The organism is Nitrospira sp., assembly GCA_024998565.1.
Lineage (GTDB): Bacteria > Nitrospirota > Nitrospiria > Nitrospirales > Nitrospiraceae > Nitrospira_A.
Window position 1 is genome coordinate 268,902 of record JACOEM010000005.1, and the last position, 16,202, is coordinate 285,103.

13 protein-coding genes are annotated in these 16,202 nt (G+C 60.6%); 1 reads left to right on the plus strand and 12 read right to left on the minus strand.

Annotation, left to right across the window (positions count from 1 at the left end):
- Positions 1-4 precede the first annotated feature (4 nt).
- Positions 5-1,087, plus strand: coding sequence for a UDP-3-O-(3-hydroxymyristoyl)glucosamine N-acyltransferase (gene lpxD / locus H8K11_10770; GenBank protein ID MCS6264228.1), 1,083 nt, complete (start codon positions 5-7; stop codon positions 1,085-1,087).
- Positions 1,088-1,105: 18 nt separating this feature from the next.
- Here the strand turns inward: lpxD and H8K11_10775 are convergent, their stop codons facing one another.
- The 12 genes from H8K11_10775 to H8K11_10830 form a co-directional block, all read right to left on the minus strand.
- A complete protein-coding gene (locus H8K11_10775; protein ID MCS6264229.1) occupies positions 1,106-1,630 on the minus strand; it encodes a hypothetical protein in 525 nt (174 codons plus the stop codon).
- Between the two features lie 488 nt (positions 1,631-2,118).
- Positions 2,119-4,191 carry an HD domain-containing protein gene (locus H8K11_10780; GenBank protein MCS6264230.1) on the minus strand — a complete coding sequence of 691 codons (2,073 nt, stop codon included), beginning with the start codon at positions 4,189-4,191 and terminating at the stop codon, positions 2,119-2,121.
- Between the two features lie 199 nt (positions 4,192-4,390).
- Positions 4,391-5,362 carry a hypothetical protein gene (locus tag H8K11_10785; GenBank protein ID MCS6264231.1) on the minus strand — a complete coding sequence of 324 codons (972 nt, stop codon included), beginning with the start codon at positions 5,360-5,362 and terminating at the stop codon, positions 4,391-4,393.
- A gap of 35 nt (positions 5,363-5,397) precedes the next feature.
- The gene (locus H8K11_10790; GenBank protein MCS6264232.1) at positions 5,398-6,888 is read right to left on the minus strand and encodes a response regulator; all 1,491 of its coding nucleotides are present in this window, start codon (positions 6,886-6,888) and stop codon (positions 5,398-5,400) included.
- Positions 6,889-6,916: 28 nt separating this feature from the next.
- Positions 6,917-7,393: a chemotaxis protein CheW gene (locus H8K11_10795; protein ID MCS6264233.1), complete on the minus strand. Its 477-nt coding sequence runs from the start codon at positions 7,391-7,393 to the stop codon at positions 6,917-6,919.
- Between the two features lie 16 nt (positions 7,394-7,409).
- A complete protein-coding gene (locus tag H8K11_10800; GenBank protein MCS6264234.1) occupies positions 7,410-7,982 on the minus strand; it encodes a hypothetical protein in 573 nt (190 codons plus the stop codon).
- Between the two features lie 47 nt (positions 7,983-8,029).
- Complete coding sequence (locus H8K11_10805) at positions 8,030-11,419, minus strand: Hpt domain-containing protein (GenBank protein MCS6264235.1); 3,390 nt, start codon at positions 11,417-11,419, stop codon at positions 8,030-8,032.
- A gap of 52 nt (positions 11,420-11,471) precedes the next feature.
- A complete protein-coding gene (locus H8K11_10810) occupies positions 11,472-13,346 on the minus strand; it encodes an MCP four helix bundle domain-containing protein (GenBank protein ID MCS6264236.1) in 1,875 nt (624 codons plus the stop codon).
- Positions 13,347-13,441: 95 nt separating this feature from the next.
- Complete coding sequence (locus H8K11_10815) at positions 13,442-13,879, minus strand: purine-binding chemotaxis protein CheW (protein MCS6264237.1); 438 nt, start codon at positions 13,877-13,879, stop codon at positions 13,442-13,444.
- Between the two features lie 111 nt (positions 13,880-13,990).
- Positions 13,991-14,353 (minus strand): response regulator, encoded by a 363-nt coding sequence (locus H8K11_10820; GenBank protein MCS6264238.1) that lies wholly within the window; start codon positions 14,351-14,353, stop codon positions 13,991-13,993.
- A gap of 64 nt (positions 14,354-14,417) precedes the next feature.
- Positions 14,418-15,152, minus strand: a complete 735-nt coding sequence (locus H8K11_10825; GenBank protein ID MCS6264239.1) for a DUF3365 domain-containing protein — start codon at positions 15,150-15,152, stop codon at positions 14,418-14,420.
- A gap of 395 nt (positions 15,153-15,547) precedes the next feature.
- On the minus strand, positions 15,548-16,202 hold a 655-nt coding region (locus H8K11_10830), incomplete at its 5' end, for a cobyric acid synthase (protein MCS6264240.1).

The following is a 16,202-nucleotide window of genomic DNA, read 5'->3' on the forward strand; positions in this document are numbered from 1 at the left end:
CCGTATGACGACCGCACCGAGGCACACGCCGCTGACACTCCGGGAACTCCACAGTTATGTCGGAGGAGAGCTGGTCGGTTCACCGGATGCGACCGTCACCGGAGTGGCGAGCCTGGAAGAGGCCGGACCGGGCGACCTCGCCTTCCTGACCTCCGAACGCAATTTGAAATCTCCGCAGACCGCCACTATCGGAGCCCTGCTCGTGGGACGTCGCCTGCCGGATTGCCCGTCACCGCAACTCGTGGTGGACAATCCTGCGTATGCCTTTGCACGGGCCGCCCAGCAGTTTTTTGCGCGACCGACCCGCATGCGCGGCATCGCCCAGGGCATCACCCGCGGCGAGGACGTGACCATCGGCGCGGATGTGTCGATCTGGCCCGGCGTGACCCTCGGGGACCGCGTCTCCATCGGCGCGCGGGTGACCCTCTATCCGGGGGTCTTTATCGGCGACGATAGCGCCATCGGTGATGATGCCCTCCTCTACCCCAACGTGGTGGTTCGTGAAGGCTGCCGTCTCGGAGCTCGCGTGATCGTGCACAGCGGCACGGTGATCGGCAGTGACGGATTCGGCTACGTCCAGTATCAGGGACGTCACCAGAAGATTCCGCAATTGGGCGGCGTGCTCATCGAGGATGACGTGGAACTGGGCTCCAATGTGAGCGTGGATCGCGCGACGTTCGGCAACACCGTCATCAAGCGCGGGACGAAAATCGATAACCTCGTGCAGATCGCCCACAACGTGGTGGTGGGTGAGCACAATATTCTCGTCGCACAAGTCGGTATCGCGGGGAGTACGACGCTGGGAAAGTATGTGATGGTGGGTGGCCAGGCCGGCCTCGCCGACCATTTGCAGATCGGCGATCAGGTGATGATTGCGGCTAAGTCCGGCGTCACAAGAAGTCTGGAGCCCAATCAAATCGTCTCCGGCGCGCCGGTGATGCCCCACGCGACGTTTCTGAAGGCCCAGGCGGTGATTCCGCAGTTGCCGGAACTACGCCAGCGCGTCCGCGAGTTGGAAGAGCGCCTCGCGAAACTGGAACAGACCCGACAACCTCCCGCCAAGTCCCGCAAGCCCCGTCGCAAATAGCCCGCGTCAGCCGCATCGTTAGTTCTTCAGCATCGACTTCCAAAAGAACAGTTTGGCCCAGAAAAATCCCGCCCAGGGCAGGAAACAGGCCGCGATCGGATGGACCGCGCCATAGAGCATGCTGACCATTGAGCCCGCGAGCAATACCGCCAGGCCGACCATATACGCACCTGGTGCCCACGGCGACCCACTGGCCTGTTCCTGACTGGCCGCACTCTCTCGTTTGGGTTTGCCGCTCTTACTGACCGTCGGCTGCCGCATGCGCGCCGCAAACACCTCCGGGCGATTGGTCAAAATCCACCGGTGGTACGTCGTCTGCACCCACCCGAGCACCCCGCCCAGCAGCAACAACCCGGAACTTTGGAGAAAGGTCCACCACGTATAGGTGTCGGTGGCGATGAGCTGATATCCGAGCCCGCCGACCCCGCCGATCATGGAAATCAGGCCAAGGATGCCGGCCGGAAATAACATGTACGCTTTGATGTAGGCCGTCGCCCGCGCGTCGTGCCCTTCCTGCTGCTTGAGAGAGATCAGTTTTGCCATGGGCGTGATGGTCGTACAATCGCAACCTCAACCGCAAGCGAAAATGTGTCGGACCGGGACAAATTTCAGCGAGCAGCGAAGCAAGCATACCTTTTCCGTGCAGGGCCCCTCTTCACTCGACGAGCAAGAGGCGTGAGCACAGGGGGCGCAGGCCGACGGAGTTGATTCCCTCCAAGCTCGCACGGCAACACGTGTTCAGCAGGTGGTGGATCGATCGTTCAGGATTGACGTGGGGAACCGGCGATCTCAACTGAGTGGCATCATTCTTCCCTGTCCACAAGAACTGTGGACGGACTGTGCGCAACCATGTGGACAGACCTCCGCCGGCAGTGGCTGCGTAGGAATGCCCGCAATGTGCTCAATAATTAGGCGGCGTGACGTGAAATTTCTCAGCAGGATAGAAACGTGTTCAGCTTTGAGCGGTGGAGGGCAGGCGACGCGGAGAGGCAGGCAAACCGGGTATCAATTGGGAGCGCTTCGTCAAGCCGCTACGCCATAGGGAGGATGTCAAAAATGGCCGCCCGTTCCACGCGGCCGACATCGACCCATTGCTGGGCCAGCGGAATGAGCGTCGCCAATCGTTCTTCCACGGCTGCCAATCGCTCGCGGATGACCATCGGCTTGTGCTGAGCCGTGACGCGGAGGAATGTACGCAGGCCATGCAGGAACAGGCTGATATTCGCCGCGGCCACCCGGTCGGCCGCATCGGAAAGCGCCTCGATCTCGACAAAAATGGGTTCCAACGCCTGGGGTGGGAAGACGCGATCCTCACTGGTGAGCGCGACATGCCTGAGCGTGGCGATCACCGCCGGGATATGCGCCTGCATGTGCGCGAGAAATCGCTCGTCCAACTCATCCAGCTCCTGCAACAGTCGCCCGATGGCACGCGCATCCACCAAGCCTGTCCCTCGCGCCATCTCCTGCTCGGCACGCTGAATCACGGTTTCCAGCACATCGCGCACCGGTTGCAGCGATCGACCTCGCGCCTGATGCAACTGCCGCAAGGCGTCAAGAATGGATGCGGCGGGCAACGAAGTGGAAGGCGCGTCGTCCGGAACGTCAGCCTCGACAGGGGCCGGCGCTTCAGCGACCATCGGCTCAGGCATTTCAGTCACAGGCTGCTGCACAGCGACGGCAGCTTCGAGATGATCCTGGGGTGGCCGCTCGAGCGCCTGAAGCGCCTGCACCGTCTTGCTGATTTCGAGCAACCCCTCTCGAAGCGACGCCACGTGATGAGCCGCCACGGTGCGCTCATGTTTTGCGGCGGCCTGAAGGAGCGGAAGCAGTCGGGTCGCCATGTCTTCCACGGCCGTCAACCCGACGGTCGCGGCGGATTGCGCGAGGTTACTGACGCTCTGCCATAAAATCGTCGTCAACTTGGCGCGGCGCCCCTGTTCACTTGTCGTGTCGAGCCGCTCAAGCGCCGTCTGGATCTGATTGAGCCATTCACGGGCCTCCAATACAAACAGGCCGAGAATTTCTCGCCGGACATGCGGGCCCTGGTCCGGCGCCTCGATCGTCGACTGGACCTGCGCAGGCTGTGCAGCTGCCTTGGGTTGCTCCACCGCGGCCTGAATCACGCCGGCGATCGCATCCAGACTTTCGAGCAAGGCGGCAAACTGATCCGATGCGCTCGTCGGCGTGGCGGGCTCGGCAGCCATCGGTGCGGTTGCAAACGTGACACGCTCCAATGCCGGTGAATCGACAGTTTCTGCGACCGACACCTGTGGCAACTGACTGAGATCGAGATACCGCGGCGGATCGGTCACCGCTGTCTCCTGTGCGCCGGTCACACGAAGCACCGGACGGGATGGGTAGCGAGGCGTGATTCGCACCACCACCCCTTCTTCGCCGCTGCTCAGGCGCACTTTGGTACCCAGCGGGTAGACCGAGAGTTGCTCGACCAATCCTTTCATGATTTCACGGGGAAACGCAGTACGCTCCGTGTTCAATAACTCACGGATCGCCTCGTGCGGGAGGAGGCGCCGGCGGTAGGGGCGCGGACTGACCAACGCATCGAAGATATCGACGAGCCCGATGATCTGCGCCAGCTCATTAATTTCACGCCCCTTTAAACGGTTCGGGTACCCCTGCCCCTTCCCGCGCTCATGGGCCTGCAATACCACTTCGGCCAGCCAGGCATAGTCCGCACCGAGACGTTCGATCACCCCATATCCCAAACGCGGATGTTGCTCGACCAGAGCCCGCTCATCGGAGCTCAGACGGCCGGTCTTCGTCAGTAGATGCTGCGGCACGGCAAAAATGCCGATGTCGTGCAGGAGCCCGGCCAACGCCAAACGCCGCAACTCCGCGCCGTAATAGCCGAGGCCGATCCCGACCTTCGTCGCGAGAATGCTCACATTGACTAGATTGGTAACCAGCGGAGGGCCGACAGGACTGGAGAGGGCTTCAACGACTAACTGATCAGTTTCCTGAATCGACTCGACGATGCTGCCGGCAAGATGGGTCAACTCCGTCAGGTTCACCGGTTCCTGCCGTTGCACGGCGGCAGCGACCCGCATCAGCGCATCCTCAGCCTGCCGGTAGTGATTCTGCTCCATTTCCGCTTAGCCTCCAGCCTCGACGCGCTTCGTCACGCGGCACGCCTTTGTTTTCACCTCTGCATGGTCCAACGCTCCGAGTCAGACGAATCAGCGAAGCCGTCTGGAATGATCCCCATGGTGGAGGTGCGCCTTCAACTCAACGAAACCTGTCCGGGAAGTCCTGTCCGAGGCCGGTCGCGCACTGTGAGGAGCGTCCTCAGGCGGCAGGCAGCAGCCGGCTCATCAGATCACGTTCCTGTTGTCCGGCGGTGATCCAGTCCTCGATCGTGGTCATCACGGCGAGAATGCGTGCTTCGACGGCCTGGACACGTTGGGACGCGATCACGATACGACGCTGGACAATCAAGGCCAGGAAGTTCTGAAGGCCGGTGAGAAAGGTCACCAGCGGGGTGGCATTGACCTGCTTGGCAATGCCCTGGAGTTGTTCGATCTGTTGCATGCAGGTGCCGAGCACGTTGCCTGGTTCCAAAATCGTCAATCCCTCGCCCCGGAGCCTGTTCAGGTTCTGCGCAATGCCGGGCAATGCTTGTCGCAGTGAGTCCAGGCATCGGGCGTCCGTGCTTTGGAGCTCACCCAGCAGCTGCTGAAACGCGGTCATCTGTATCTGGCTCTCCCCTTGTCTCGCTTCCTGCTCCAATCGGTGCATGACTTGTGGAATCAAACTGCGGGAAGGGACTTCCTTGGCAACCTGCTCGTCTTGAAGCATGCGAAGCGCGTTCAGGAGCGTGAGGAAATCGATGGCCGGTTCCGGTTGTGGAGGCGCGCCCTGCTCCGGACCAAGGTCCAGCGTAATGCCAGTGGCCATGGTGACGGACGCGATGACGAGACAGAACTGTTCACGGACCGTGCCGAAATCCTGCTTGGTCGCCGTCGTCCGGTCTTTCAGGGTGTCGATGAAGGGAAGCAGCGCGAAGGTAGCGCGTTCGACATCGGGAAGGTTCACCGTGGCGGCAGAACCACCGAGACTGGTGATGCCCCTCACCACGGCATCCACCAGTTGCGCATGCCGATCGGTATCCGGCTGGCTTTCCAGTTCGGTCAGGGCGGAATGGATTTGGATGAGCCACTCTTGCGCCTCTTGACCGAACAGTTCAATCAGTTCTTTTTGAAAATCGTCTTCGGTCTGTTCTGGTTCGGTCGACACAGTGGCGCCCTGCCTCTGACCCATGCACTCGCCTGAACATACGGACGAGTGACGGCCTCCTAGCGTTTTCCATTACCGAGTTGGGAGGCCAGTCCCGCGATCTCCCCCAGCTTCCTCGCCATATCTTCGAACCGGCGAGTCGACTGCTCCGCCATGTGCTCGGCTTCCATCGCCCGTTTCTCGAGCTGCATCGAACGCTCCTGCTCGCTGACCAGGGCGAGATCCAGCTCACTGGCACGTTGCGCCGTCGCTTCCAACTGTTTGACCTGAACCAACAGGGCCGCCGCAGCCTCCCGTTCAGCCGAGAGCGCCGCGTCCAGCTCGGCGATCTGAGCATGGGCTTTCGCACAGGCCTCTTCCAGCGCCGGCACCTTGTCTGCAACCTGTTCCAGCTCGACACGCTCCCGTCGCTGCATTTCCGCTTGCTCACGTTCAGCGGCCAAGGTCGTTTCGAGCTCGTGCACGCGCGTTTCGACCTGCTCAAGACCGGTAATCTGCTGCACCAATTGATTCGCCGCTTCCCGCTCTGCCTCCAGATGGGCCTCCAATTCCACGATGCGCGCGGCATGACGGACCCCTTCCGAAACCTGTTGGGACAATTGCTGGGCACGATGCTGCTCATCGGCCAGAGCCGTCTCCAGTTCGCCGATCCGGTGCATCTGTCTCGAGACTTCATCCAACTGTTCTGCGAGAGCGGTTCGCTGCGCCCGCTCGTCGGCTAGACTCTGGTCCAATGTGTGTGCATGTGACGACAGGGCTGCAACCTGCTCGTGCTGCTCATCCAACGCACGCTGGATGTGGCCGATCTGCTGAGTCTGCTCCAGACTCCGCCGACGCTCCTCGTCCAACTGCGCTTCGAGTTCGCCGATCCGCGTGTCACGTTCCGCCAGGATTGCATGATGATGCTCATGATCATGCGCCGGCGTAGCCGGCTCAGCGGCATGGAATGCAGGGGCCGCATCCACCATCGTGTCGCGGGGCATCGTCGCCGGTATGGCGTGAGGATCGTCAAGACTGATCGTGATCGGCTCGAGCGACGGCCGATGCTCCTGAGTGTCTACGCGGGCCTCTTCGAGTTCTTCCGGCACATGAATGGCGGGTGCGGCCGCGACCTCTGCCACGATAGATGGCTCCACGGCCACGTGCTGCTGCGGCAGTTCCGGAACCGGAGCAGGCTTTTGTGGGCGCTTCGTCAACAGGTCCAGCACACGGTCCTTGAGTGAGGAGCCCTGAAACGGCTTCTTCAAGACCCCGTCGGCCTTACAGGACTCCGCTTGTCGGGACACTTCATCGTTCACGATACCGCTGATCAGCAGCACGGGAAGATCCGCGAGGTTTGCCTGTCCCCGAATGTACGCACAGACCTCATAGCCGCTCTTGTCCGGCATGATGACATCGGACACGATGAGGTCGGGGCGATCCTTACTTAACAGCGCCAGAGCCTCCGATCCGTTCGCCGCAAGTGTCACCCCCATGCCGGCCTCGGTCAGGAGACGCTCGGCCACCTTACGGACTGCGATACTGTCGTCGGCAATCAAGATCTTTGGCATGTCGTTCCTCTACACAAGGCAAGGCTCATCACGCAGGACGGTTCGATGAGACCCCCAAGGTTGTCAGGTTGATGATAGGAAGTTCTTCTTCGCCGGCGATGCACGTTCCCGCGATGTCGGGATCGTTGCCGGCGCGATACTGCACTGCCGAGCGTGCCACCATGTGCAAGGAAGGAACCTGGGAATCGATACAGATTGCCAGCGGTCCATCCACATGTTTGACAACCAGACACAGCGGTTCACCATCCTGCAGGGAGCGCTTGAACTTCGCCGCCAGGTCGAATACCGGAAGACATCCCTTCTCCTGTCGGACGAGAGCGCGCACAAACGGCGTATCGCTGGGAACCGTCGTCGAGCCCGTCCACGGCATCACTCCGCCGATCTCCTCGGTTCTGGCGGCCAACCGCTGCCCGCCCACCGAAAACACCACCATGTGCTGCATCCGCGCCTCGGTCGCGCCTTTGCTACCCGTGTGCGGTTGTCTGCGTAACTGAGTACGTAGCATGGTCGATCCTCGTGATCTACTTGGCCGATCCGGCTGACATCGCCGACGCCGCTTCCAAGGCTGCCGAAGGCAGGCGGAGCCTGGAATCGAATTCGCCCGGCCGGCGCTCCGACACCCGAAGGGCAAACACATCCAACACATTGTTCCGGGAGGGAAGCTCAAGCACCCAAAACGGATTGGCGATGAGCGCGATATACGACGACTCGACAAACAATCCGAGCAATCGTTCCCGCTCCCCTCCTCGAAACTGCGCAGGGAGCGGCTGGATCAGCGCCCGTTCGACATCGATGAGGCCCACGACCTTGTCCACCGCAAACGATCGCGACCGTTCCTCATTGGCATAGAGCACGATCCGGGTCTCAGCCGTGACGCCTTCGGCTTGGATCGTCAAACGACGGGCGAGATCGGTGCGTTCGTAGGAAGCATTGGCCCAGGTGACATGCCCGTCCTTCCCCCCCTCAACCGGGGTCACAATGCCGCGAACCCAGTGGGAGGGAAAGGCCATATGCGCGGAGCCCATGAGCGCCACGAGAAACCGGACCGCCAGCCCGCTCGACACCACTGCTGTCTTATGTCCCCGGAGCCCCATGCCTGTCCTTCATTCTGCCGGTAACGGTACGAATCGACCAAACGTTCCTATTTTTTCACGACGCTTTCGCGGCCTGTCCACTTGCGGACTTCCTGGATCAAGGCGCGTTCTTCCACCGGCTTGGCAATGTATCCCGAGGCGCCCACACTCACGGCCATCTGGCGATGCTTTTCTCCCGCCCGCGTGGTCATGACGAGAATCGGCGTGGCCTGAGTCTGCGGCCTGGCGCGAAGCGCCTGAATGACTTCAAAGCCGTTCAACTTCGGCATTTCGAGATCGGTGATGATGAGCTGGTACTGCTGCACCAATGCCTTGCGACAGCCTTCTTCTCCGTCGGTCGCCGTTTCGACGATATACCCGGCCGACTCCAGCATGCGTCCGACAAACTTTCTGATGCTGAGCGAGTCATCGATCAACAAGAGCGGAAGCTGCGTATCCGGAAGCTGCGGCGAAGCGGGCTGCGCCGGTCCCTCAAGCATCGGCGAGGAGGCGGGGTTTTGAATGACCGACATGGCCTCATGGTATTCGCGAGTCGTCAACCGGCTAACGTCCAGAACCAGCACCACACGCCCCTCGGGATCGATAGTCGCGCCACCGAACACGGACCGCTCATACGGCTTCAGCCCACCCAATGATTTAATGACGATTTCCTGCCGGCCCAGCAATTCATCCACCGCGCAACCGAGCGCGCCGGTCGAGGTTCGAACGACGACCACGGGAGTCGCTCCCTCAATGGTGCCGGCATCCCGGCGAATGAGGCTGCCGAGCGGATAGACCTCAATGGCTTCGTCGCCGATCTGCAGCACCGATCGATCCCCCATCTGCTGGATCGTCGACGCCGTCGACATCGTGACCTCACGCACGCTCGGAAGCGGAATCGCGTAGCGCTCTTTCCCGACCCGAACGAGCAGCGCAGTTGCGATCAAGAGGGTGAGCGGCAAATGCATCGTGAACTTGGTGCCCTGCCCGTAGACGGATTCCACTTCGATGTGGCCGTTCATCGTCTCGATGACCCGCTTGACCACATCCATACCGACGCCGCGTCCGGCCTGATCCCCGACCGCCTCGGCAGTGGAAAATCCCGGCAGGAAGATGAACTTGATGATTTCGCTCTCCGGCAGTGAGTCCGCGACATCCGCTCGTACCAGACCCAGCTTGACCGCCTTGGCCTTGATCTTGACGATGTCGAGCCCCGCTCCGTCGTCTTCGACTTCGATGAGCACCGAGTTCCCTCGATGCGCGGCGTGGAGATAGATCGTACCGGCCGACGGCTTCCCTTGGCTGCGACGGATGCCCGCAGGCTCGATCCCGTGGTACACCGCATTTCTGACCAGATGGACAAGCGGATCGACAAGCCGCTCCACGACACCGGTGTCGATTTCGGTATGTTCGCCGGACGTGACTAAATTGACTTCTTTTCCGGTGGCGCGGGCCATCTCACGGGCCGCGCGGCGGAAGCGCGTGAACGGCGTCCCGATCGGCACCATGCGGGCGCGGGCAATTTCATCGCGCATGCCCAAGGTCAACTGTTGCAGCGACCCCATGTCGTCCTGGGCGCGATGGATCGATCCGCTCAGCTGCGACATCGATTCGGTGATGTCCGCGGTGACCTCGCTGATTCGCCGGGCCAGGATGTTGAAGTCGTCGTACTTGTCGAATTCCAGGCTGCCGAAATCACTGACGCCAGGATACGCCTGCGGCGCGGCTTCGCTCGAGGACGCGGGAGAGGGCTGAAAGGAAAAGGTATGTTTGTCTTCGAAGGTGCGTACGGCATCGGTCAGCCGGTTCTTGTTGGCCAAGACCTGTGTGGCCAATTGATCCAACGTGCGCAGCCGCTGCTCCAGCCGGCCGCGATCGATAACCAATTCGCCGACCAGATTGAGGAGGCGTTCCAAACGATCACGGCTGACCCGGATCACCTCTCGCTCTTCGCCGGTCTTCCCATCGACGCCTTTGGGCGAATCCTGTCCGTCGGCTTCGCGAATTTCTTCCACCGAGGCGCCTTCGGCAATCGATGAGACGATGGGGTGATCTTGGTCCGGTGCCGGCTGAGCCTGCCCCAGTTGCTTCAACTCCTGCAAGGAATTCGCAAACCGTTGTCTCGTTCGCCCCACCATGGATACATCCCGTCGCATCAAGGCGCGAATGACATCGATTGAGCGCAACAGGACATCCGTGTGACCGGGAAGGAGCACCAGCTGCCCTTCGCGAACGGCGCCCATGAAGTCTTCAATATGATGAGTCAGATCACCGATCGCCTGAAAGCCTACGGTATAAGCCGAGCCTTTCAGCGTATGGGCCGTGCGGAACAGTTGGTGAATCGTGTCGGGATTGCCCGCGTCCTTATCGACTCGCAGCAAGTCGGCTTCGAGGCTTTCCAAATATTCCTGCGCTTCCGGCGCGAAATAGGACATCACCTCAGAATCGAGGGCCGGGATCAGATAGGCCTCGGAAAGCTCCTGGGAGTCCGCCTCGCTCATGGAGTGCACAGCGGATTCGGGACCGGATGTGGCGGCAGGCACGGACTCCTGCACCGACCTCTCTTCAGGCCGCCTCGTCTCAGCGGCAGCCGCTGCAGACTCCCCCTGGCTCACGCCCTGCTCCAATTCTCTGAGCTTCGTCCTGATGCGAGGCACCTCCTGACGCAAGCGCGTCAGTGATTGAGCGTCCCGCGCCATCAGGGAACGGATCACGTCCACCGCCTGCCGCAGAACGGCGATCCAATGCGGCGCGATCGTGACAGCGCCCTCGCGAACGGCCATCATGCAGGATTCAATCGGATGAGAGAGATCTCCCACGACCTCAAATCCAACGGTATAGGCCGACCCTTTCAGCGTGTGCGCCACCCGATACAATTGATGAATCGTGTCGGCATTTGCCAAGTCGGAGTCCAACCGTTGGAGCAGGGTCTGGATCGTGTTGAGGTATTCTTCTGCCTCCGGCGAGAAGTAGGACAGCACCTCTTCGTCCAGGACAGGAATGAGGTACTCATCCGCCGGCCGATCGGAAGGCTGCACGCACTCTGCCGAGGAGTCGCTCGAAACGGCCGGCATCAAGTCGGAGTGGCGCCGGACAAACCCCTCAACCACGGAGGCATCTTCCCCTCCCCCACGCCCGATCTGCTCGACCTGCCCTCGAAAGGACGCGGCAATCTCGCGCATCAGGTGCATGGCTTCGGGCCAGCGCGCCGCCGGAATCTCCTGCACTCGTTCGAGCGTATCTTCGAGTAGGGCCCCGAGTTGCCCGAGCGCCGGGAACCCGTAGAGGAGCGCCGCACCTTTGAGCTTGTGGCCGACCGTGTGAAACTCGGCGACGTCGCCCGGCTCCGGATGCGCCTTCCCATCGGGATGCAACGCTTTCCAGAAGCGCCCCATATCGTCGCCGGCCTCGGCCACGAAAATGTCCAGCAACTGGTCGCGATCGAAATCAGCGCTCATTCACCCACTCAGCATCCGAGCGGAGGTCGGTCACCGCTCTTCAAGAATTCTCTTACGCGAGCTTGAACTGAGCGACCGAAGAGTTGAGGCCTTCGGCCAGTTTTGCCATGTCTTCGATCGTGAGTCGCGTCGAGTCCGTCTGCTTCTGCGTCGCCACGGCGCCGCCCGTGAACTCCTTAATGGCTCGACCGACTTTTTCCGTCGAGGCGGTCTGTTCGGACGCCGCGCTCGCGATGTTCTGGGCCAACTCGGAAGACCGTTTCGCAATGTCTGAAATTTCAGCGAACACGTCGCCGGTCCGGAGAGCCGAAGCGGATCCGGCTTCCACCGCCTGCGTTTCATGCTCCATGGCCACCACGGCATCCTGCGTTTCCGTTTGAATCACTTTCACGAGGTCGGCGATTTCACGTGTGGCTTGCGTGGAGCTTTCCGCCAGCTTTCGGACCTGGTCGGCGACGACGGCGAATCGTGCGCCGGCCTCACCCGCGCCGGCCGCCTCAATGGCGGCGTTGAGCGCGAGCAAGTTCGTTTGATTAGCGATATCACGAATCGTCGACACGATCTGTGAAATTTCGAGTGAACGGTCACCGAGGCCCTTCACCTGCTTGGACATACGTTGCACCGCCGACCGGATGCTCTGCATGTCGCGCACGGTTTCCTGCACCGCGACGTTGCCGCGTTCCGTGGCCGACAGCACCTGCTTGGCGGAGTCGGAGGATGCGCCGGCCGTAGTGGCCACTTGACGCATACCGGCGGCCAACTGTTCGACCGCGCCCAGCGTACGCACGGATTCTTCCGCCTGCACCCGGGCTGTTCCGGACATTTGACCGGCTGAATCCCGTAGGGTACCGGCTGACTTGTTCACCCGATCGGCCGCCTCGCGCACCTGCTTCAACAATTGTCCGAACCGCGCGATCATGAGGTTGAACCCGTCCGCAAGGTTACCGAACATGTCGGCCGTCACTTCGCCTCGCCGGGTCAAGTCTCCTTTACCGACTTCGGAGACCAGCACGAGGAATTGCATGAGCCGTTTCTGCATCAGGTCGCGCTCTTCCTCCGTCGACACCAGGGCGGTAATACGATCGAGCATGGAGTTGAACGCGGTGGCCATCTGGCCCAACTCATCGTGCGACTGAATTTTCGCGCGGGCCTGCAGATTGCCGCCGGCGGCCTGCGTCGCGACATTGGCGATGTGGCTGATGCTCCGGGAAAGGAACGTCGCTAACAGATATCCGACGAACAATCCGAGTGCCACGGCGACCAAACCGCCGGCCACCAGAATCAGGGTACCGTTACTGGCCAGGCCTTGCGCATCATCGTTGAGGTCCTTGGCGACGGCTTCAATGGCAGTGACCTGCTCATTGTGACGTTTGACGGCATTTTCGAATGAGGGCGTCAAATTGACCGTTAAGGCCAGGATACCGAGTGCCCGCATTTGCTCCGCTTGCGTCGATGACAGGACGTTACGATCGAAGCTATCCGCCATGGCGCTCAGTGCGCCGTCGGCATCCTGAAAGTATTTTTTCAATGCCGGCTCAAAGAGGGTCAGATCCTTCGCCTCGTCCCGGCCCGATCGCGATACGCGCAGCGTCGTGCTCTTATAGTTGTTCACCACCTTGTCGATCTGGGCCTTCAGGGGCGGCAACTTGGTCACTTCCTGGGCGAAGTCGCCTTGTTTGGTGGCGGACGCGATATCCAGCAGAATCTGGTGATGTTTGGTCAACGCGGTTCCCATCTGGGCGAACTCAGCCAACGGCACCGTATAGTCCGCATACACCGTTTGCGACTGGGTGCTGAGTTGGCGCAGGGTGAACACACCGACGCTGGCCATGATCATGATGATGACACTCACGAGACCGAAGCTGACCAGCAGCTTCGTCTTTGTTTTCATGTCCTGGAATCGATTCTTGACGCCTTGCCCGATCATGGTGCGCTCCTCCTTGTTCTGCTTTCCTCAACGTCCGGTGGCCGGTCGCACAATCTTCGATGAAGCAGGTCCGCGATGACTCGCGCGCCTGCTGTTTACGCGATCGACAATATCGCACTCCCTCCGTCAACTTGTGCAAAGACCTGCGGCACCTCCAGCACTCCACCCAGACGTTCATCCAGGCGAAGCACAGCCGAGACACAAGGACGCGCCCCCGCCGGTCCCGCTTGCATGGCCGGCAACAGGTGCTCACGACTGACGGTGTGAATTTCAGGAACGTGATCGACGAGCACACCCACCTGTCTGGTGCCATGGCGAATCACGACCGCGAAGGGCAAGGCGGTCTCGGTCACGGACAGACCCAGGCTTCCACGCAGATCGACCAGGGTAACGACCGTTCCCCGGAGATTGGTCACTCCGGTCAACAGGCTCGGCATGCTGGGCACGACGGTCACCGCTTCCACCTCAAACACTTCACTGACGTGGCGGAGATCGATGGCGAACAACTCGCCCCCCAGCGTGAGGACACACATACGCAGCGTGCCTTCAATCGACGCGGCAAGAGACCTCGATGGGCTGGAGGGTCCGTGAGCCGGAGAGGAGTCTGAGGAGTGAGGCTGGATCGTTGGCACGTCGCTCATGGATTAGTTCAACGCCCGCTTGACTGCGGCGACCAGATCTTCAGCTTTAAACGGCTTCACCACATACCCATTGGCACCCTGCTGTTGGCCCCAGAATTTGTCGCTTTCCTGCCCCTTGGACGTGCAGAGGACGATCGGGATGCCCTTGAAGCGGTCATCGCTTTTCAGGTCGCGGCAGGCCTGGAACCCGTTACGCCCGGGCATCACGACATCCAGCACGATCAGGTCCGGCTTATCCAACGCCAGTTTGTCCTCGAGTTTGTCGGTGTTCGGATACGACACGACTGTGTGATTGGCAGACTTCAAATAGCCTTCGATCAACTGCAGTTCGGCGTACGAATCATCGACGACAACGATCTTGCTCATGAGTACGTCCCCCCTTCAAACCAGCTAAATGTGTGCGCGATAAAGACATTTGATCCGGTTGCGGCTATCGCATCGGAATCACGATGCTGATCGCACCGGCCAGATCGCCCTCGTGCCATCCTTCTTTCTTGGCGCCGGTGATGTCGCGCTCCCCTTTCGGGTCGCCATGGCAACTCAGGCACGTGCTCGCGGCATACTCCGGATCCATCATGCGCAGTACCGGCTTCCCGTCCAACATCGTGGTCTTGCTGTACGGCTGGCCTTTCGGATGGCGCGTGTCGGCAAAAATTCTCAACACTTCCGACTCAAACTCATCCGGCCGATTGCCCGGAAACCGATAGTCGGTGCCCGTCAACTTCACACGAATTCCGGTCTTCCGATAGAACCGTTCGCCGGACTTGCGGGCGAAGACGGCGGGGATAATCCCTTTGAAGCCGACGCCCTGCTTATTGATGACGGGCTGCGCCTCGTCGATGACTTCCTTTTCGGATTCCACCATGGCGAGAAAAAGCGGCGCTTGCGGAACCGTGGCAGGCCGGCTCAGATCGATCTTGGTGGCTTTGCGAAATCGTTCGATCACCTGATTGGACACAAAGTCGCCGCTAAACCCTTTGTCGCCCTTGCTGGCGTCATTGATCGTGGCTTGGTATTCGGAAATCACCCCACGACCGACTTGCAACAACTTGATGAGCAACTCGGCCGTTTCCACCTCGGTATTGGCCGACGCGGGAGCAGCCGCGCCCATGCAGGTCACGGTCAATGCAGCCATCACGATTCTCTTGATGATATGTTTCGCCATGCCGTCTCCTCCTGCCTGCCTCGTAGCGCCCGGTCAACCCAATTCCCCTAAGTCAGCCAATCCCTTGTCAAAGATAGCGCAAAATTCTTCGTTGACAATTTCATCGACGCATGGAACCACGCCAGGACCCTGCAGCCCAGGCAGACGTTGTGCACGATCGGTGCCAAACAAAACAATTAGTTAGGATTGCGGAGCGGAAAGAATTCGAACCGATGAAGTCGGCGATTTTGCGGATGATTATGTGTGGATGGTCTACTATACCCACTATGGTCAGCTAGGCTGACATGGGTGCGTAATTGTTCACGATGGAAGTCGGAGCGCCAAAGTTTGGTCGCTTTTCGAGGGAAGCGTCAAAGTCTCTTCAGAACTTAGACGAAAAGAGGATTGCGGCCGGCCTAGACCGTCCCACCTTGACGAAGGAGCGCCAGGATCGGGATGAGATCAAGATGTTGTTCGACGTGGTCGGCCCATCGATCCATCGCACCGGATCGCTGCTGGTTCACCTGTTGCGACAAGGCCATGTCGGCAGCTGGAAGCCCCTTTCTGATACGCAACCGGTTCAACCATGCGCGTCGACAGAGGGGCTCGTCGAACAGGCCATGGATGTAGGTCCCCCAGACCAGACCGTCATCGCTCATCGCGCCGTCGAGCCACGCATCATCCCGTTCGGTGACGTCGCGTGGTCCTGCAGGCGACGGTTCTTTGCCCTGCAGTTCGAAGCAAGCTCGATGTCCATGTCGATCCGTCCGTCCCATGTGAATCAAGTACCCTCGAACCGGTGGCGCCGCCGGCCCACCGAGATACAAGGCACGCCCTTCGACCTGCTCGGTGATTTTCTCCCGCATCAACACCGTCGTCACCTGCAGCAGACCGAGCCCCTCGCCGCTCCCGACTGATTCGACCGCATCCGGATCGGCGATCCGGCGCCCCAACATTTGATACCCGCCGCAAATGCCGACCACTTCTCCCCCGCGGTGGACATGACCATGCAGGAGTGATTCGAACCCCTTGCCTCGCAGATAGGCGAGATCCGCCAATGTGGTTTTGGAA